Origin of the sequence: Novosphingobium sp. B 225, assembly GCF_002198665.1 — a bacterium.
Classification (GTDB): domain Bacteria; phylum Pseudomonadota; class Alphaproteobacteria; order Sphingomonadales; family Sphingomonadaceae; genus Novosphingobium.
In genome coordinates this window covers 1-17,484 of sequence record NZ_MWLM01000029.1, presented here as the reverse complement: position 1 = coordinate 17,484, position 17,484 = coordinate 1, and the positions used below count along the sequence as shown (strand labels likewise).

Genomic DNA, 17,484 nt, shown 5'->3' with positions numbered 1-17,484 from the left:
CCAAGCCTATGACCGAATTGCGCCTGTTCAACAGCCTGACCCGCCAGCTGGAGACATTCCAGCCCGTCCACGCGAACGAGGCACGGGTCTATAGCTGCGGGCCGACGGTCTATAACTACCCCCACATCGGCAACATGCGCGCCTATGTCTTTGCCGACATCCTGGGCCGCACGCTGAGCTTCAAGGGGTACAAGCTGACCCACGTGATCAACATCACCGATGTGGGCCATCTGACCGACGATGCCGACGCGGGCGAGGACAAGCTGGAAAAGGCTGCGGCGGCCAATGCCCAGTCGATCTGGGACATCGCCCGGCACTATACCGAGGCCTATTGGGCCGATGTGAAGGCGCTCAACATCCGCCAGCCGGCGCAGTGGACCATCGCGACCGAATTCGTGCCGCAGATGCTGGAATTCGCGAAGTCGATTGCCGACAAGCACTGCTACGAACTCGACAGCGGGCTCTATTTCGACGTTTCGACCGTGGCCGATTACGGCCGCCTCGCCCGCGCCCAGACCGATGATGGGGAAGGCCGGATCGAAGCGGTGGAAGGCAAGCGCAACGCCGCCGATTTCGCGATCTGGCGCAAGACCCCGCCGGGCGAAAAGCGCCAGATGGAATGGGACAGCCCCTGGGGCCGGGGCGCGCCGGGCTGGCATCTTGAATGCTCGGTCATGTCGGGTCAGGTGCTCGGCTTCCCGTTCGATATCCACACCGGCGGGATCGACCACCGCGAGATCCACCATCCGAACGAGATTGCGCAGAACCAGGCGTTCTGCTGCACCAACGGGCTCGACCTGGCGGCAAATTCCGGCGCCAACGTGTGGATGCACAACAATTTTCTCGTCGAACGCTCGGGCAAGATGAGCAAGTCGAGCGGGGAATTCCTGCGACTGCAATTGCTGATCGACAAGGGCTACCATCCGCTCGCCTACCGGATGCTGTGCTTGCAGGCGCATTATCGCAGTGAGCTGGAGTACAGCTGGGAAGGGCTGGAGGCGGCTTTGGTGCGGTTGAAGCGGCTGGTGCTGGCGGTTGAGAATCTGCGGGCGCAGACGCAGCCGGGCGTGACCGCCGGGACCAGGTTTGCGCCCTTCATGGACCGCTTCGATGCTGCCGTGGCCGATGACCTCAACACCGCAGTGGCCCTGACCGTGCTGGAAGAAGTGGCCTCACTGAAAAAGGTTGATGCCGGGGAAAAGCTGGCAGCAATCGCCGCGATGGACGCCGTTCTCGGCCTCAATCTCCTGACCCTCACCCGCGCCGACTTGCGCATCCGCCCGGTGCAGGTCACCATCACCGAAGCCGAAATCGAAGCCAGGCTGGCTGCCCGCAAGGAAGCGCGCGCGGCGAAGGATTTCGCGACGTCAGATGCCTTGCGCGATGAACTCGCCGCGCAAGGCGTCGAAGTGATGGATGGGGACTCGTTGGGGTGGGAGTGGAAACTGGGATGAATGCATTGCACCGTCTGGCCCTGGCGCTCGCGCCCTTGGCCCTGATCGCCGCCGCACCGGCTGGCCCGGCACCCGCGCAGGTCGATGCCGTGCTGCTGAAAGCCTATGGCGGCTACAAAAGCGATGCCGATAACGGTCCGGCCGATTGGCAGAAACCGGTCTATTCCGCCGAAGTCACCACGCTGATCAAGACGTGGGACAAGCACACCGGCGAAAATCTGACCGCTTTGTCGGATTACAGCTGGTTCTGCGATTGCCAGGATTGGGACGCGCAGAAATTTCGCTGGACCCGGCTGTCGTTGCGCAGCCTGGGCCCGAACCGGGCCGAAGTGAAAGTGCGGGTCAATGCCGGGTGGGGCAGCGCCTCGCTCCAGCGGCTGATTTTGGTCCGGCAAGGCGGGCGCTGGCTGATCGACGATCTGTTCAGCGATAGCGTCCCCACCGGGATCAAGGCCACCCTGCGCCAGGAACTGAAGGAAAAGCCGGGCGAATGAAGCTTTGGCGCCTCACCCGCGCGCCCTTTGTGGCGCTCGACGGCAAAGGGGCGGAACTGCACGGGGCACGTTATGCGCCATCGGGGCAGCCGGTGGTCAGTCTGGCCAGTGAGGCCGGGCTCGCGGTGCTGGTGGCGCTGCGCTATCAGCCTCAGAACTTGCAGGGCATCCCGGACGATTTCGTGCTCGGCTGGACCGAAGTGGATGAAAAGCCGCTGCGCGTGCCCGATCCCGATGAAGCCACGATCCGGGCCTTCGTGGGCGAATGGTTTGAATCCCGCCGCTCGCTGACCTGTGCGATCCGCTCGAAAGTGCTACCCGAGGCTGACGTGATCTACCTCAACCCGCACCACCCCCTCGCCGCACGCGTCGCCCCGCTCACCTGCCGCCCGTTCAGCTTTGCCGAATGCCTGCACCGCCCGCCTATGCTTGATTCATTTCGTGCTTAGGGCTTGGGAACAATTATCAGCTTGTATGGAATGTAGAGCATGACCTCGGAAGGACCTGCATGCGTCCACATGACCGGCATGTTCAGACCTTCGATTGATACGGCATAACTCGGTCCCATTTTGGCAGACAGCGCTCGCGCATCGTCCATTACCTTGTCTCCGATTTGCAACCGGTATTGATCCGGTCCCACAATCGAAAGCGAAGAATCGCCGCTCTCGTCCATTTGGGCTCGGCCGACTTCGGGAACCGCTTCGACATAGCTTTCGATCCGTTTCTGTGCCGCAGCACCGCCCTCCTTGCCAGCTAACTGAGCCTTGACCAGGAAATCGATCTTCTGGCTGTCGGGGCGATTGTCATCCGACAAGGTTACTTCGTCGAGGTTGTCCATCGTCAATGGGGTCAGGATGTAGTCGCCGTAAGCCAATTGTACGCCATTCTGACCAGCCATCTGGACGGCTTTTTGCAGCATCTGGCGAATTTCCGATGCCCGCTGCTTCGGATCACGAGAGTCTCCCCGGATGGTCACTTCCTGCACCAGAAAGTCGGCAGTCCGGCGAAGCCCAACAGCCGGCATATCGCGCTGATACCCATCCTGTTCAATCCGCGAAGCCGTCACCACGACTTCCTGCGATTGGAGGTCCTGTGCCGCGCCTGGCGCCGCGATCAAAGCTAGCGCTATTACCGCCAATGTGCCTTTCATTGAGACCTCCAGCTTCCTATTGCAAAACAAGTTCGCGCTTTCGAAGGGCCAAGTCAAATGACCGTTACCGTAATCAACGCCCTGCTGCGCCCTCTGCTCGAAGCGCACCTGCCCGATTGGATCGAGCCGCGCTGGTATGCCACCAAGGAAGAGGTGTTCGCGCTCGCGCCTGAGGCAGAGATTGGCTGGTTCGATATGTACACCAAGGCCGATGTGATCGAGGCGGTGCGCCTGGCAGAGCGGATGCGCTGGCTCAACACCGGCTATGCCGGGCTCGATTTCTTCCCGCTTGATCTGATGGCTCAGCGCGGCGTGCAGCTGACCAACGGGGCGGGGATCAATGCGATCACTATCGCTGAATATGTGGTGCTGGGCATGTTGTCCTTTGCCAAGGATTACCCGGCGGTGCTGCGGGCACAGGGGCGCGGCGAATGGCTGAAGGACGCGCCGGGCAAGCGCGAGCTGTTTGAAAGCAAGGCGCTGATCCTGGGCTATGGCGCGATCGGGCAGGAGATTGACCGGCGGCTTGCAGCGTTCGGAGTAGAAGTCACCAAGGTCCGCCGCAATTCAGGTCCCGGCACGTTGGGGCCGGATGAATGGCGCGCGCGGCTGGGCGAGTTCGACTGGGTGATTCTGGCAGTGCCGCAAACGGCAGAGACCGAACGGATGATCGGCGCGGCTGAACTTGCGGCGATGAACAGCAATGCGGTGCTGATCAACATCGCGCGCGGCGGCGTGGTCGATCAGGATGCGCTGGTGGCGACCCTGGAGCAGCGGCGGATCGGCGGGGCCTTTCTGGACGTGACCACGCCTGAGCCTTTGCCCGCCGGGCACCCGCTGTGGCGCCTGGACAATGCGGTGGTCACCATGCACCTGTCCGGGCGCGCCCAGACCCGGATGTACGAACGCGCGGCGGAACGTTTTCTGCGCAACCTTCCGGCGTTTCGCGCGGGCGGGGTCATGGAAAGCGAAGTTGACCTGGTGCGGGGTTACTGACCCGTCATTCCCCGGTTGAACCAGCAGTTCACCGTAAAGCGCGAATCGGCAAACAGCCCGCTGGCGCATTTCACCGGCAGCACTTCGTGCGGGGCGATCGCGGGGAACACCAGCAAGCGGTTGTGGCGCGGTTCGATCAGGGCGGCCGGTTCGGTCGCGACGAAACCATAGAGCGCCAGCAAGCCGTCCTCGAACCCCTTGGGCTGGCGATGAAAGTAATAGACCGCAGTCAGCATCCGGTCGCGCCCGCGCTCACGGCTGTCACCGCTGAAGGTATCGATGTGCCGCCCGAAAAAGTCGCCATCGCCGCTCGCCGCCATTTCCATTTCGAACCGGGCAAGGTCAAACGGTTTGACCCCCACCGCCGCGCACAGATCGGGGAACCGCGCGGTCAGGGCAGCGCGCAGTTCCAGCATCGGCGGGCCGGGCGGTGCTTCAAACCGGGTTGAGTGGCGATACTCCGTGGCGACATTGCTGCCTTCGCCCTGCTTGACGCGGGTAGGGGCAAAGCTGGCCTGGTTGTCCATGGCGAATTGCAGCAGGCGATCGGCGCAGTCGGCCTCCAGAAAATCGTCATAGATTGCATAGCGCGCTGTCAGATCGGCCACGATTGCGTCCCTTTGCCCTTGGGTCAGGGGCCGGGCTAGCCCGCTAGGCGTCATCAAGCAACAGCAGTTCCACCGTCACTTCAAGGCAGGGCTGGGGCAACGCGGTGTGGCTGGCTTCCATCACGGCGGCATCGGCCACCAGCTGGCGCGGGATGGTGAATTCGTGTTCGCCCAGGCCATCGATGAACTGTTCGCCCGCCTCCACCGCCGTGCCCCCGTCAAAGCGCAGCACCACCCGGTGGCGGGTGCCCGCAAAGGTCGCGCTGGCCCAGGCGCGTTCGCTGTGGCTGATCAGTTCGGCCTGGCCCTCGGCCAGTTCCATCAGGGCTGACAGCAGGTGCAGCCAGGTGCTGCGGCGAACCGGGCGGGTGAGCAGCTGGCGCATCGCAGACTGGGCGGCGGGATCAATTTGCACGGGCGCTTTCCTTGTAGATGTTCATGAAATGTTCCACGCGACGTTCCGTGCGCGGGCGGGGCACGCGGCCATTGCGCAGATCCTCGACAAAGCGGGGATCCTGCGCGGCGAGGCGGCCGAACTTGGTCCAGGGCATTCCGGTTTCGCGCAGAAAGCGCTCGATCCGGCGAATCAGCATGGGCAAATTCCTCCTGACTGGTGGCGAATCGCCGTGGGAATAATCCTGTTGTTGAGGGTGAAATCCTACTTGTCTAGGAAAAATACATCAGCTAAGTACGATTCATGGTTACCCATGATCCTCGTGCCCGTTTGCTCGATCTTGCGACCGAGCGCGGTGCCAGTCTGTCCGGCCTGTCAGAACTGATTGGCCGCAACAGCACCTATTTGCAGCAGTTCATCCGCAAAGGCAGCCCGCGCAAGCTGGAGGAGACTGACCGGCGCGCACTCGCACGGTTCTTTGGAGTGGAGGAAAGTGAGCTTGGCGCACCAGAGGAAAATTCCTCCACACCGCTGGCAAAGCCCGCGCGCGGCGATTGGGTGGACGTGCCGCGCCTGCCGCTGGGGGCCTCAGCCGGGCCGGGGGCGCTGGCGCTGGAAGAAATGCCGATCGGGGCCTTCCGCTTCGCCGCGCGCTGGCTGCGCGAGCAGGGGCTCGATCCGGCAATGCTCTCGGCGATCCGGGTGGAAGGCGATTCGATGGAAGCGACCCTGCGCGATGGCGACGAAATCCTGGTCGATCGCAGCCCGCGTCCTTTGCGGGATGGGATTCACGTGGTTCGCACCGGCGATGCGCTGCTGGTCAAACGCCTCGACCTCGCCCGCCCCGGCGTGGTCGCCCTGGTCAGCGATAATCCCGCCTACCGGACAATCGAACTGGATCCGGGCGAGGTGGAAGTGATCGGCCGGGTGGTGTGGAAAAGCGGGCGATTGTGATGGGATTGCAATCGGCGCGGCTCCGCGCCACATCCGCATAATGACCGATCAACAGACCGAACCGCCGCTGCGCGTGGGGATCATCCCCGTGACCCCGCTTGAACAGAATTGCACCCTGCTGTGGTGCACCAAAACCATGCGCGGAGCGCTGTGCGATGTTGGGGGCGATCTCGACAAAGTGCGCGCTGTGGTTGCCAAGGTGGGAGTGACGATTGAAAAGCTGCTCGTCACCCACGGCCACATGGACCACTGCGGCGTGACGGGAATCTATGCGCGCGAGCTGGGCGTGCCGATTGAAGGACCGCACGAGGACGACCAGTTCTGGCTCGACCGGCTGCAGGAATCGGGGCGGCAGTACAACATGCCGGCCGAAAACTTCGTGCCGGATCGCTGGCTGAAAGATGGCGACACGGTGACGGTGGGCGAGGTTACGCTCGACGTGATCCATTGCCCGGGCCACACGCCGGGGCATGTCGTGTTCCACTATCCGCTGGGGCATCTGGCGATCGTGGGTGACGTATTGTTCCAGGGCTCAATCGGGCGGACCGATTTTCCCCGCGGCAATCACCAGCAACTGATCGATTCGATCACGCAAAAGTTGTGGCCGCTGGGCAATGACGTGACCTTTGTGCCCGGCCACGGCCCCAACAGCACCTTCGGGCGCGAACGGCAGACCAATGGCTTTGTCAGCGACTATGCGCTGAGCTGAGCGGGAATATCCTCCCCGCGAACGGGGAGGATCGTTTCCGTTACATCATTCCCAGAACCACCAGTACGGCCACCACAGCCAGGCCCAGCTGGGTCAGCATCGTGATCATGGTGCCGATCCCGCGGCCCTTTTCCAGATTGGTGCCGTCCATGCCCAGACCATGCGCCACCCGGCCGAGCATATAGAGCCCGCCGACCGGGGCGAGCCAGGCGCCGCCCTTGCCGGCCAGTTCGATTCCGGCGATCAGCAGCAGCACCCAGGGGGTGTTCTCCACAAAGTTGAGCTGTGCGCGCATCCGCCGTTCGAGCAAGTCATTGCCGCCCGTGCCGATGCTGATCTTTTCCTTGGCGCGGACCTGGCCGCAGCGCAGCGCGAGCCAGAAATTGATGACAGCCGCGGCGGCGGCCAGTGAAAGGGTGGTTGTCAGCAGCATCGTATTCTCCCCTGTGCGACCCAAGCGTCGACCTGGCTGGATCATTCGGTCTGACGAAGCTTGCAACCCGCTACAGAATCTGTATAGGCGCGCCTTCGCTCCGCCCGGCCTTCATGCCCAGCGCGGCCTTCTTAGACGTCTAGAATTTGCAGGAACAGGTGCCGCAATGGCTGTCCCCAAAAGAAAAACCTCGCCGTCCCGCCGGGGCATGCGCCGCAGCCATGATGCGCTGAAGGTCGAAGCATTCCACGAATGCTCGAACTGCGGTGAACTGAAGCGCCCGCACAACCTGTGCCCGGCCTGCGGTCACTACAACGGCCGCGAAGTCCTCGCCGTCGGGCTCTAAGCTCGCCGCGAAAATCAGGGGGTTAGACGCATGAGCCTGCCGCGTATCGCCGTTGATGCGATGGGCGGCGATGAAGGCGTGCGCGTGATGATCGAAGGCGCGGCGCTGGCGCGTCGCCGCCACGATCGCTTCAAATTCCTGCTGGTTGGCGATGAAGAGCGGATCAAGTCCGCGCTTGATAGCCATCCCAACCTGCGCGCCGCGAGCGAGATTCTGCACGCCCCCGATGTGGTGAGCGGCGATGAGCGGCCGACTCAGGCGCTGCGCCGCGCCAAGACCACGTCGATGGGCATGGCGATCAATGCCGTGAAGGCGGGGGATGCCGGGGCCGCGGTCAGCGGCGGGAACACCGGCGCGCTGATGGCCATGGCCAAACTGGCACTGCGGACCATGCCGGGGATTGACCGGCCCGCGCTGTCGGCGCTGCTCCCCACGCTGGGCGATACCGATCTGGTGATGCTGGATCTGGGCGCCAATACCGAATGCGATACCCGCAACCTGGTGCAGTTCGCGGTGATGGGCGCGGCCTATGCCCGGATCGTCACCGGCCACGATGCCCCGCGCGTCCGCTTGCTCAACATCGGCAGCGAGGAAACTAAGGGCACGGGCCAGTTGCAGGACGCCGCGTCGATCCTGAAGGCGGCGGCACAGGACCTCTCGATCCAGTTCGATGGCTTTATCGAGGCCGACAAGCTGGGCCGGGGCGACGTTGACGTGGTGGTGACCGACGGGTTCTCGGGCAATATCGCACTCAAAGCGGTAGAGGGAACCGCGCGATTCGTGGCAGACTTGCTGCGCCGCGCCTTTGCCAGTTCATTGCGCTCCAAGTTCGGCTTTCTGGTCAGCCGCCCGGCGACAGAGCTGCTCAAGCATCATCTCGATCCCAACAATCACAACGGCGCGGTGTTCCTGGGGCTGAACGGCGTGGTGGTGAAAAGCCACGGGTCGGCCTCGGCGCTGGGCGTTGCCAATGCTGTTGCTGTCACCGCGCGGCTGCTGGAAGAAAGCCTGACCGAGCGGATCGCTGCCGACCTTGCCCGGCTGGGTGCCGAAAACCTCCGCACGAGCCCGAAAGCTGCTGAATGACCTTGCGCTCCGTCCTGACCGGCACCGGCTCTGCTTTGCCGCGCCGCGTTGTTTCCAACCAGGAACTGGCACAGACGGTCGATACGAGCGACGAATGGATCGTTGAACGCAGCGGGATCCGTCAGCGCCACATCGCGGGCGAGGGGGAGACCACATCGACCCTGGCGATCGAAGCTGCGAACAAGGCATTGGCTGCGGCCGGACTGCAGGGCAGCGACATCGGGCTGATCGTGCTGGCCACGACCACCCCGGACCAGACCTTTCCCGCCACCGCCACGATCGTGCAGGACGCGATCGGCGCGAATGGCGGGATCGCGTTTGACGTCGCGGCCGTCTGCTCGGGCTTTCTCTATGGCCTGGGGGTCGCGGATGCGATGCTGAAAGCCGGGATGGCGAAGCGCGCGCTGGTGATCGGGGCCGAAACGATGACCCGGCTGCTCGACTGGGAAGACCGCGCGACCTGCGTGCTGTTTGGCGATGGTGCGGGCGCGGTGGTGCTGGAAGCGCGCGACGTGGCGGCGGACGGGCCGGGGATCCTGGCCACGCACCTTCATGCTGATGGGGCACACAACGAACTGCTCTATGTCGATGGCGGCCCATCGACCACGCAAAGCGTCGGACACCTCAGGATGAAGGGGCGCGAAGTGTTCCGCCATGCCGTGGTCAACCTGGCCGATGTGCTGGCCAATGTGCTGGCCGAATGCGGCTATACCTCGGCCGATCTTGACTGGGTGGTGCCGCATCAGGCCAACCAGCGGATCCTGGATGCGACCGCGAAAAAGCTGGGTTTGCCACCCGAACGTGTGGTGGTGACAGTAGACCAGCACGCCAACACCAGCGCCGCATCGGTTCCGCTCGCGCTTGATACGGCGGTGCGCGATGGGCGGATCCAGCCCGGGCAACTCATCGTGCTTGAGGCGATGGGCGGCGGGTTCACCTGGGGCGCTGCATTGCTGCGGGTTTGAATGGTTTCCGCAGCGTTGAAGAATGCTGCCGATTGCGTTGCAATTGCGCGATATTGGACTATTCTCCCGACTCGGTGGTCGCGCCACTAGCATTGGGGGAAGCGCTGCATGCGCTCGATGAACACACTGACCCGGGCCGATCTGGCCGAAGCAATCAACCGCAAGGTTGGTCTGTCACGCTCTGAATCGCTCGGCATGGTCGAAGCGATTCTCGACATGATGTCTGGCGCGCTGGAACAGGGCGAAAACGTCAAGATTTCGGGCTTTGGTACATTCCTGCTGCGCGACAAGGGCCAGCGGATTGGCCGCAATCCGAAAACCGGGATCGAAGTGCCGATCACCCCGCGCCGGGTGCTGACGTTCCGTGCCAGCCAGATGTTGAAAGACCGGATCGCCAAAGGGTGAGCACCGGGGAGGATCTGCTCTCCCCGCCTGAGGAGCCCACCCGCTTTGCCGATGGCAAAGATGCAGGGGCTATGCGCACGATTGGTGAAGTGGCCAAGGCATTGGGCATCCGCCCGCACGTGCTGCGCTATTGGGAAGAGCAGTTTCCTTCGCTGAGGCCGCTCAAGCGCAGCGGTGGGCGGCGCTATTACCGGGTGGAAGATGTGGCGATGGTCGAAACGATCGACCGGCTGGTCCACCGTGAAGGCTATACGCTGAAAGGCGCCAAGCAGGCGCTGCAAGGCGGCGCGGCCAAACGCGGCGCAGCGCAGCCCACCGCCGCTCCCGCCCCGCAAAACACCGCGCCTGCCACGCCGGGCAACCAGTTCGCCAACCGCGCCCGGCTGATCGCGCTGCGGACAACTCTGGTTCAGGCACTGCACGACAGCCGATAGCGGCTCGCCAAATTCCGTTTCAATCGTTACCAGTCCGCCTCTGGTTCAAATGAGGTTGGCATGGCTTACGATTATGATGCGGATCTGGCGCTGTTCATTGGCAGCGGCTGGAAAGTGGGCGAAGGGCGCGACCTGTTCCCGGTGGTCGATCCGGCCCGCGGCGAAGTGATCGCCGAAGTGCCGCTGGCCAGCCCCGCCGATCTCGACGAAGCTCTGGCCACGGCCGACCGCATGTTCGGCCTGTGGCGCACGACGGCGCCAGAACAACGCGCCGCCGTACTGCGCAAGGCCGCCGCCCTGCTGCGCGAACGGGCCGATACAATTGGCCGCACCCTGACGCTGGAACAAGGCAAGCCGCTGGCCGAGGCCAAGGGCGAAGTGGTCAGCAGTGCTGCTTTCTTCGATTGGTGCGCGGAAGAAGCGACCCGGATCTATGGCCGCGTCCTGCCGCGCCCCAGCGGGCAGCGCGCGCTGGTGATCAAGCAGCCGGTCGGCCCGGTCGCGGCGTTCAGCCCGTGGAATTTCCCGCTGTACCTGATGGCCAAGAAGCTCGGCTCCGCGCTCGCGGTGGGCTGTTCGGTGATTGCCAAGCCGCCCGAGGAGACCCCGGGCTGCACCGGCATGCTGCTGCGCTGCCTGATCGATGCCGGCCTGCCCGCCGGGGTGGTCCAGCTGGTCCACGGCGTGCCCGACGCGGTCAGCCGCCATCTGCTGGGCTCGGAAGTGATCCGCAAGGTCAGCTTCACCGGCTCGGTTCCGGTCGGGCGGCACCTGATGCGGCTGGCGGCAGACGGGCTGAAGCGAACGACGATGGAGCTGGGCGGCCACGCCCCGGTGCTGGTGTTCGACGATTGCGATCTGGACAAGACGCTCGATATGGTCGTGCCGCAAAAGTTCCGCAACGCCGGGCAAGTCTGCGTCAGCCCGACGCGGTTCTATGTCCAGGAAGGGATCTATCAGCGCTTCATCGATGGCTTCGCCGCGCGCACGGCGGGGGTGCAGACCGGGCACGGGCTTGATGCAGAAACGAAGATGGGCCCGCTTGCCAATGTCCGCCGCCCCGATGCGATCTCCGCCCTGGTCGCCGATGCCGAAGCCAAGGGCGCGCGGGTAATGGCCGGGGGCAAGCGCGGCAATGCCGGGTTCTTCTTTCAGCCGACCCTGCTGGCCGACGTGCCGGACAGCGCCGACATCATGAACAACGAACCGTTCGGCCCGGTCGCGGTGGCTGCCCCGTTCACCACGCTGGAAGACGCCCTAACCAAAGCCAACCGCCTCCCTTACGGCCTCGCCGCCTTCGCCTTTACCGAGAACATGCGCCAGGCCAACCTGCTGGGCGACGGGATCGAAAGCGGCATGGTCGGCATCAACACCTTCGCCATCAGCGCCAGCGACGCACCGTTCGGCGGGGTCAAGCACTCAGGCTTTGGCAGCGAAGGCGGGCTTGAGGGGCTGGATAGTTATTTGGCGGTCAAGGCGATCCATATGGCGTGAGGGGGGGCGATTACTCCGCAAAGTTCGGAAAGCGATCGCTGCCGCAGTGAGATGTTTGGAGGAAATATTGAGGGGAACTACCGGTCCGCTTTTGATGCGTTCACTGGATCGAGCGAACGCTTGATTTGGGGTGGTAAGCGGACGTCGGCTGACTAAGCTAGGAATATGGAAGTTAACGTCAACCTTCGTTCTGTAATTGGCCTGCTTATGGCTCTCACAATGACAGCTTGTGGCAGCACGACGGCCACCAGGACTCTTACAGTCGATCAGGTTATGGCGGACATAGATCGGTTGAACGGCAAGACAATCAAGGTGACCGGTTTTCTGGGAGAGTGTGAAGCGCTCAGTTGCCGCCTCTACCGCACGAAGGCGGAGTCTTCGGATGTGGATCAGGCAATGTCTGATATCCATGCCGCGATAGTGAAAGGAGCCACCGACGTATCCGGTTTTCCATTTCCCAACCACCCAGCTCTTTCGATTGGTCCGGGGACGAACTGGTCATTTTTCGATTTGCAGGCGAATCTCCTCTACGCAGATAGCTATGTCGTGATTACCGGCCGGGCGAGTAATCATTGTCGTTCAAAGACGGTCCTTTGCTTTGACAGAGCCAGCGAAATTGAGCCGGTCTCTATCCGTTCGGCGCCACCACCCACCTAACTGTGCAGTCCTAAACGTCCGCAATGTCGTCGCGTCCAGAAAGGCAGGTTTAGAGCAACAGGCTTGCACAGCTGTCGATAGCGTTAGCCTAGACCAGTTCCGGCCCAAGCGCCGGGTCCAGATCGCGCGGGCGGGTCAGGTGAACGAGTTTGGCGCAGTTGTCCGTGAGGTCTTCCCAGCGGCCGATATCCAGTTCCAGCACAGCATAGGTCGCGGTGGGGAATTTCTCTTCCACCACGTCGCGCAATGGGCTGGTGCCGTCATCGGGGACAAGGTCGAAGATGAGGTCTTCCAGTCCCGGATTGTGCCCGACCATCAGCACGGCGGCGGGATCGCCATCGAGTTCGCGCAGCAGGTCCGCCAGCGTGGCGCTGCTGGCGAGGTAGATGCGGCGGTCCCAATTGATCGCGATCGGGCGTTCGGCCGCGGCGGAGGCGATCTCGATCGTTTCGGCGCAGCGGATTGCCGGACTGGCCACCACCCGATCCCAGCCGAGGCCGTGGTCACGGATATGCTGCCCCATCACCGCTGCACCCTTGCGCCCGCGCCCGTTGAGCGGCCGATCAAAATCGCGCGCGCGCGGATCGTGCCAGTCGGACTTTGCGTGACGGAACAGGCCCAGGGTTTTCAAGGTTCGCTCTCTATCTTTGCGGGCTTGCCAAAAGCACCAGCGGCGACGCGTTGTAAAGCCTGATCCAGTGTCAATCGCGTGACAGGGGTGCCTGGGGGAAATGCGGAGAGCAGGCGGCTGGGGAAAGCGGCGGAGAGCACCACGAAGTGTCCATGGTCCTCGCGGCTGCGAATCAGGCGGCCGAACGCCTGGGCCAGCCGCGCGCGGATGATCCGGTCGTCATAGGCGCTGCCGCCCCCCGCCAGCCGCCGCGCGCGGTGGAGGATCGAGGGCTTGGGCCAGGGCACTTGCTCCATCACCACCAACCGCAGCGAATGGCCGGGCACGTCCACCCCGTCACGCAGGGCATCGGTGCCGAGCAGCGAGGCGTGGGGATCATCGCGGAAGATATCGACCAGCGTGCCGGTGTCGATCGGATCGACGTGCTGGGCATAAAGCGGCAGCCCGCTGCGGGCGAGCCGGTCGGCAATTCGGCCATGCACCGCGCGCAGGCGGCGGATCGCAGTGAACAGGCCCAGCGCGCCGCCCTTTGACGCTTCGATCAGGCGGCCATAGGCCCCGGCCAGCGCCGAAACATCGCCGCGCGGGACATCGGTGACGATCAGTACTTCGGCCTGGGCGGCATAGTCAAACGGGCTGTCGAACCCCGACAGGCGCGGGGCAATGCCGAGCGCGGGGGCGCCGCTTTTGTCCACCGCTGCGGCCCAATCGGCCCCGTCGCGCAAGGTCGCGCTGGTGATCATCACCCCGTGCGCGGGTTCGAGCACGACCTTGGCAAACGGCTGCATCGGATCGAGCCAACGGCGGTGCAGCCCGACATCGAATTCGCGCGCATCGCCGCGCTCCACCGCCAGCCAATCGACGAATTGCGGATCGGCCGGGCCGCCCAGCCGGTCAAGCAGCGCTTCCCACGCGGTCAGCAGGTCGATCCGCCAGGTCAGCGAATGGCGCGCGCCTTCGATCCTGGCGCGGCCGGGGCCGTCAAGCCAGTCGGGCGGTTCGGCCATGATCGCTTCCAGCCGCGAACCCAGCCGGATCAGCGGCCCGCGCAGTTCGGCCAGCGCCGCTTGCGCCGCCCCGGCGCGCTCGATGAACGGCCCGTCGAGCTGCGCCGCCTCGGTCTCCAGCCCATAGCCCGCCTCCTGCCCGCCGCTTTCATCGCGGGCGTAAACCGTGGCGCGGACGGCGGCGAGCAGTTCTTCCAGCGGGCCGGAGGGGGTTCCTTCGGCCAGCCGTTGCAGCCAGCCGTCGCCGGGCAAGGCCTCTGCCGCATGGCGCGCGGCGGCGATGGCTTTGCCCCCGGCCTCATCATAGCTGGCAATATCGGCGAGCCGCGCGGACAGGCCCCGGCGGCGCCCTTTGCTGCCGCGCTCGGGCCCGATCACCCAGCGCCGCAGCTCGATCGTTTCCGCCCCCGTCAGCGCGGCGGCAAAGGTCGAATCCGCCGCTTCGAACACGTGGTGGCCTTCGTCGAACACGATCCGCGTCGGGCGCTGGGCCGCATCGCGCCCGCGTGCGGCGTTGACCATGACCAGCGCGTGGTTGGCGATCACCAGATCGGCCTGCGCGCTGGCCCGTGCGGCGCGTTCGATGAAGCATTTGCGGTAGTGCGGGCACCCGGCATAGACGCATTCGCCGCGCCGGTCGGTCAGCGCCGCGATCCCGCGCTGGCGGAACAGCGTGCCGAGCCAGCCGGGCAAATCGCCGCCGATCATGTCGCCGTCCTGGCTATAGGCCGCCCAGCGCGCCACCAGCTGCGCCATCACCGCCGCGCGGCCGGTGAACCCGCCCTGCAGCGCGTCTTCCAGATTGAGCAGGCAGAGGTAATTCTCCCGCCCCTTGCGCACTACCACCGGGCGGCTGCCATCGGTGCGCCGCTCTCCCCAAGCCCGCCTGCTTTCACGGCGCAACTGGCGTTGCAGTGCCTTGGTATAGGTCGATACCCAAACGGTCCCGCCCGAAGCCTCGGACCACAGCGAGGCCGGGGCGAGATAGCCCAGTGTCTTGCCGATCCCGGTCCCCGCCTGCGCCAGCAGCAAGTGCGGCAGCCCTTCACGGCGGCGCGGATCGAACACATGCGCGGCCTCGCCGGCATAGGCACGCTGAGCCGGGCGGGCTTCGGCCTCGCTGCCGGTCAGCTGGGCGAGGCGGGCGGTGACGGCGTCCCCATCCAGCTGGACCTGCTGCGGCTGGGGCCGTTCGGGCGCTTCTTCCCATTCGGGCAGACGCGCGAACAGCCAGCGTTCGGCCTGACCCGGCGCGGTCAGGCGCGGGGCGACCAGCGGCGCCCACGGCCAGCGCAGCCTGGTCAGGTTCTGCAGCGTGCTCCACGCCCCCTCGCGCTCGGCCCAGGCCGGGTTCTGGCACTGGGCGAGCAAGGCTTCGGCGGCCTGTTGCAGCAACAGCGGCACCGCATCGTCGCCCGCCGCTTCGGGCAGGTTGAGCGCGTGGGCCAGCCCCTTGGGGGTGGGCACCACGAACTGCGCCGGGCGGACAAAGGCATAGAGCTCCAGCAGATCGAGCCCCGACAGGTCGGGATAGCCCAGCCGGCTGGCCACCAAAGGCGCGTTGAGCAGCAGCAGCGGGGTATCGGCGGCGGCGACAATCGCCTCACCCTTGCCCACTCCGCGCGTATTGCCCGCGCCATCGCGCAGCCAGCAGCCGCCGTGGCTGGCGTGGAGCGCGGGAAGGGGCAGGGCGTCCGCCATGGGCTTGCTTAGAACGGATGCGGAACGCGGCGCAAGCCCGGTTGACCCGCTGCCCCCACTGCGTCAGCCTGCACTGATGCTGACCCCAGACCTCGAATCCCTGATCGCCCGCCTGCCCAAGGCCGAACTGCACCTGCACATCGAAGGTTCGCTGGAACCCGAAATGCTGTTTGCGCTCGCGGCGCGCAATGGCGTCACCATCCCCTTCGCCAGCGCGGCGGAAGTGCGCGCGGCCTATGAGTTTTCCAACCTGCAGGACTTCCTCGATATCTATTACCAGGGCATGTCGGTGCTGATTACCGAGCAGGACTTTTACGACCTGACCTGGGCCTATCTGGAACGGGCGAGCGCGGACACGGTCCGGCATGTCGAGATCTTCTTCGATCCGCAGGGCCACACGACACGCGGCGTGGCGTTTGCAACCGCGCTGAACGGGATCGAACGCGCGCTGAAAGACGGGGAGGCGCGGCTGGGGATCAGCTACCGCCTGATCCTATGTTTCCTGCGCCACCTGAGCGAGGAGGAGGCCTTTGCCACGCTGGAACTGGCCAAGCCGCACCTGCACCGCATCCACGGCGTCGGGCTGGATTCGTCCGAGCTGGGACACCCGCCAGCCAAGTTCCAGCGCGTCTTCGCGAAAGCGCGCGAGCTGGGCCTGCACGTGACGGCCCATGCCGGGGAGGAAGGCCCGCCCGCATATGTCACCGAAGCGCTCGACCTGCTCAAGGTCGAACGGATTGACCACGGCAACCGCGCGCTGGAGGATGCGGCGCTGACCCGGCGGATCGCGGAGGCCGGACTGACGCTCACCGTCTGCCCGCAAAGCAACCTGCGGCTGTGCGTGATCCCCGATATGGCGAGCAGCCCGGTGAAACGGATGCTGGACCTTGGTCTCAAGGTCACGGTCAATTCGGACGATCCGGCCTATTTCGGCGGCTATATGAATGACAATTTCCGCAGCATCACCAAGGCCCTGGGCCTGAGCGCGGCAGAGCTGGTGCAGCTGGCGGAAAACAGCTTCACCGGATCGTTCCTGCCGGGCGAAGACATTGCCCGCCATGTGGCCGCAGTGCGGGCGGCGGCGCAGTGACCGACAAGACCTATCTGTCCGCCGACGACCTGCTGATCGACAGCTACCGCCTTGCCAACCGCATCATCGACGCCGGGTTTCGCCCCACCCACATCGTCGGCGTGTGGCGCGGCGGCGCGCCAATCGGGATCGCGGTGCAGGAACTGCTCGAATACAACGGCATCGAAGCCGATCACATCGCGATCCGCACCAGCAGCTACGCGGGGATCGACCAGCAAAAGGAAGTCCGCGTCTATGCGCTGGGCTATCTGGTCGACACGCTATGCCCCACCGACCGCCTGCTGGTGATCGACGATGTGTTCGACAGCGGCCGCTCAATCCAGGCGTTCCTGCGCGAACTCAAACACCGCTGCCGCGCCAACATGCCCGAAACGGTGCGGATCGCGACGGTGTACTACAAACCCAGCCGCAACAAGACGCCGCTGCAGCCCGACTTCTACGTCCACGAAACCGAAGACTGGCTGGTGTTCCCGCAC

The 17,484-nt window shown here is 64.7% G+C and carries 22 protein-coding genes; 15 read left to right on the top strand and 7 right to left on the bottom strand.

What is annotated here, in order from left to right:
• Positions 1-8 precede the first annotated feature (8 nt).
• From cysS to MNBBLIKP_RS03595, 3 genes are read left to right on the top strand one after another with little or no spacing between them, the layout of a single operon-like run.
• The gene (gene cysS, locus MNBBLIKP_RS03605) at positions 9-1,454 is read left to right on the top strand and encodes a cysteine--tRNA ligase (RefSeq protein WP_088307555.1); all 1,446 of its coding nucleotides are present in this window, start codon (positions 9-11) and stop codon (positions 1,452-1,454) included.
• Positions 1,451-1,948 carry a DUF3828 domain-containing protein gene (locus tag MNBBLIKP_RS03600; RefSeq protein ID WP_088307554.1) on the top strand — a complete coding sequence of 166 codons (498 nt, stop codon included), beginning with the start codon at positions 1,451-1,453 and terminating at the stop codon, positions 1,946-1,948. Before cysS ends, MNBBLIKP_RS03600 begins: the two co-directional genes overlap by 4 nt.
• Positions 1,945-2,397 (top strand): RES family NAD+ phosphorylase, encoded by a 453-nt coding sequence (locus MNBBLIKP_RS03595; RefSeq protein WP_088307552.1) that lies wholly within the window; start codon positions 1,945-1,947, stop codon positions 2,395-2,397. Before MNBBLIKP_RS03600 ends, MNBBLIKP_RS03595 begins: the two co-directional genes overlap by 4 nt.
• Here MNBBLIKP_RS03595 and MNBBLIKP_RS03590 read toward each other — a convergent pair.
• On the bottom strand, positions 2,394-3,098 hold the full coding sequence (locus MNBBLIKP_RS03590) for a TonB-dependent receptor (protein ID WP_088307550.1): 705 nt from the start codon (positions 3,096-3,098) through the stop codon (positions 2,394-2,396). The genes MNBBLIKP_RS03595 and MNBBLIKP_RS03590 overlap by 4 nt on opposite strands.
• Positions 3,099-3,155: 57 nt before the next feature.
• Between MNBBLIKP_RS03590 and MNBBLIKP_RS03585 the strand changes: the two genes are divergently transcribed.
• Entirely contained in the window at positions 3,156-4,094 is a 939-nt protein-coding gene (locus tag MNBBLIKP_RS03585) for a D-2-hydroxyacid dehydrogenase (protein ID WP_088307548.1), read from the top strand.
• Here the strand turns inward: MNBBLIKP_RS03585 and MNBBLIKP_RS03580 are convergent.
• From MNBBLIKP_RS03580 to MNBBLIKP_RS03570, 3 genes are read right to left on the bottom strand one after another with little or no spacing between them, the layout of a single operon-like run.
• Positions 4,088-4,702: a 2OG-Fe(II) oxygenase gene (locus MNBBLIKP_RS03580; RefSeq protein WP_176399640.1), complete on the bottom strand. Its 615-nt coding sequence runs from the start codon at positions 4,700-4,702 to the stop codon at positions 4,088-4,090. The genes MNBBLIKP_RS03585 and MNBBLIKP_RS03580 overlap by 7 nt on opposite strands.
• A 43-nt stretch (positions 4,703-4,745) precedes the next feature.
• The gene (locus tag MNBBLIKP_RS03575; protein ID WP_254912902.1) at positions 4,746-5,117 is read right to left on the bottom strand and encodes a hypothetical protein; all 372 of its coding nucleotides are present in this window, start codon (positions 5,115-5,117) and stop codon (positions 4,746-4,748) included.
• Positions 5,107-5,295 carry a hypothetical protein gene (locus MNBBLIKP_RS03570; protein ID WP_088307542.1) on the bottom strand — a complete coding sequence of 63 codons (189 nt, stop codon included), beginning with the start codon at positions 5,293-5,295 and terminating at the stop codon, positions 5,107-5,109. The genes MNBBLIKP_RS03575 and MNBBLIKP_RS03570 overlap by 11 nt, the downstream gene beginning before the upstream one ends.
• Positions 5,296-5,399: 104 nt before the next feature.
• Here MNBBLIKP_RS03570 and MNBBLIKP_RS03565 point away from each other — a divergent pair, with 104 nt between their 5' ends.
• Positions 5,400-6,050: a S24 family peptidase gene (locus tag MNBBLIKP_RS03565; protein ID WP_088307540.1), complete on the top strand. Its 651-nt coding sequence runs from the start codon at positions 5,400-5,402 to the stop codon at positions 6,048-6,050.
• A gap of 40 nt (positions 6,051-6,090) precedes the next feature.
• Positions 6,091-6,759 (top strand): MBL fold metallo-hydrolase, encoded by a 669-nt coding sequence (locus MNBBLIKP_RS03560; protein ID WP_088307538.1) that lies wholly within the window; start codon positions 6,091-6,093, stop codon positions 6,757-6,759.
• A gap of 40 nt (positions 6,760-6,799) precedes the next feature.
• Here MNBBLIKP_RS03560 and MNBBLIKP_RS03555 read toward each other — a convergent pair whose 3' ends face one another.
• The gene (locus tag MNBBLIKP_RS03555) at positions 6,800-7,192 is read right to left on the bottom strand and encodes an MAPEG family protein (RefSeq protein WP_088307536.1); all 393 of its coding nucleotides are present in this window, start codon (positions 7,190-7,192) and stop codon (positions 6,800-6,802) included.
• A gap of 166 nt (positions 7,193-7,358) precedes the next feature.
• Here MNBBLIKP_RS03555 and rpmF point away from each other — a divergent pair, with 166 nt between their 5' ends.
• The 7 genes from rpmF to MNBBLIKP_RS17715 all read left to right on the top strand — a co-directional run bounded on the left by rpmF (position 7,359) and on the right by MNBBLIKP_RS17715 (position 12,579).
• The gene (gene rpmF / locus MNBBLIKP_RS03550; RefSeq protein WP_088307534.1) at positions 7,359-7,538 is read left to right on the top strand and encodes a 50S ribosomal protein L32; all 180 of its coding nucleotides are present in this window, start codon (positions 7,359-7,361) and stop codon (positions 7,536-7,538) included.
• Positions 7,539-7,568: 30 nt separating this feature from the next.
• Positions 7,569-8,624, top strand: a complete 1,056-nt coding sequence (gene plsX, locus MNBBLIKP_RS03545; RefSeq protein WP_088307532.1) for a phosphate acyltransferase PlsX — start codon at positions 7,569-7,571, stop codon at positions 8,622-8,624.
• A complete protein-coding gene (locus MNBBLIKP_RS03540) occupies positions 8,621-9,589 on the top strand; it encodes a beta-ketoacyl-ACP synthase III (protein ID WP_088307530.1) in 969 nt (322 codons plus the stop codon). Before plsX ends, MNBBLIKP_RS03540 begins: the two co-directional genes overlap by 4 nt.
• A gap of 108 nt (positions 9,590-9,697) precedes the next feature.
• Positions 9,698-9,994 (top strand): integration host factor subunit alpha, encoded by a 297-nt coding sequence (locus tag MNBBLIKP_RS03535; protein ID WP_088307528.1) that lies wholly within the window; start codon positions 9,698-9,700, stop codon positions 9,992-9,994.
• A 71-nt stretch (positions 9,995-10,065) separates the two neighbouring features.
• Positions 10,066-10,428 (top strand): MerR family transcriptional regulator, encoded by a 363-nt coding sequence (locus MNBBLIKP_RS03530; protein WP_088307526.1) that lies wholly within the window; start codon positions 10,066-10,068, stop codon positions 10,426-10,428.
• A gap of 60 nt (positions 10,429-10,488) precedes the next feature.
• On the top strand, positions 10,489-11,922 hold the full coding sequence (locus MNBBLIKP_RS03525; RefSeq protein WP_088307524.1) for an NAD-dependent succinate-semialdehyde dehydrogenase: 1,434 nt from the start codon (positions 10,489-10,491) through the stop codon (positions 11,920-11,922).
• Between the two features lie 165 nt (positions 11,923-12,087).
• A complete protein-coding gene (locus MNBBLIKP_RS17715) occupies positions 12,088-12,579 on the top strand; it encodes a hypothetical protein (protein WP_140420519.1) in 492 nt (163 codons plus the stop codon).
• A gap of 88 nt (positions 12,580-12,667) precedes the next feature.
• Here the strand turns inward: MNBBLIKP_RS17715 and MNBBLIKP_RS03520 are convergent, their stop codons facing one another.
• Together MNBBLIKP_RS03520 and MNBBLIKP_RS03515 are read right to left on the bottom strand one after the other, a co-directional pair.
• The gene (locus MNBBLIKP_RS03520) at positions 12,668-13,210 is read right to left on the bottom strand and encodes a SixA phosphatase family protein (protein WP_088307522.1); all 543 of its coding nucleotides are present in this window, start codon (positions 13,208-13,210) and stop codon (positions 12,668-12,670) included.
• On the bottom strand, positions 13,207-15,918 hold the full coding sequence (locus MNBBLIKP_RS03515) for an ATP-dependent DNA helicase (RefSeq protein ID WP_088307520.1): 2,712 nt from the start codon (positions 15,916-15,918) through the stop codon (positions 13,207-13,209). The genes MNBBLIKP_RS03520 and MNBBLIKP_RS03515 overlap by 4 nt, the downstream gene beginning before the upstream one ends.
• A 76-nt stretch (positions 15,919-15,994) precedes the next feature.
• Between MNBBLIKP_RS03515 and MNBBLIKP_RS03510 the strand changes: the two genes are divergently transcribed.
• Both MNBBLIKP_RS03510 and MNBBLIKP_RS03505 read left to right on the top strand, forming a co-directional pair.
• Entirely contained in the window at positions 15,995-17,008 is a 1,014-nt protein-coding gene (locus MNBBLIKP_RS03510; RefSeq protein ID WP_088307721.1) for an adenosine deaminase, read from the top strand.
• The coding region (locus tag MNBBLIKP_RS03505) for a phosphoribosyltransferase (protein WP_088307518.1) at positions 17,005-17,484 on the top strand (480 nt) is incomplete at its 3' end. The genes MNBBLIKP_RS03510 and MNBBLIKP_RS03505, both read left to right, overlap by 4 nt.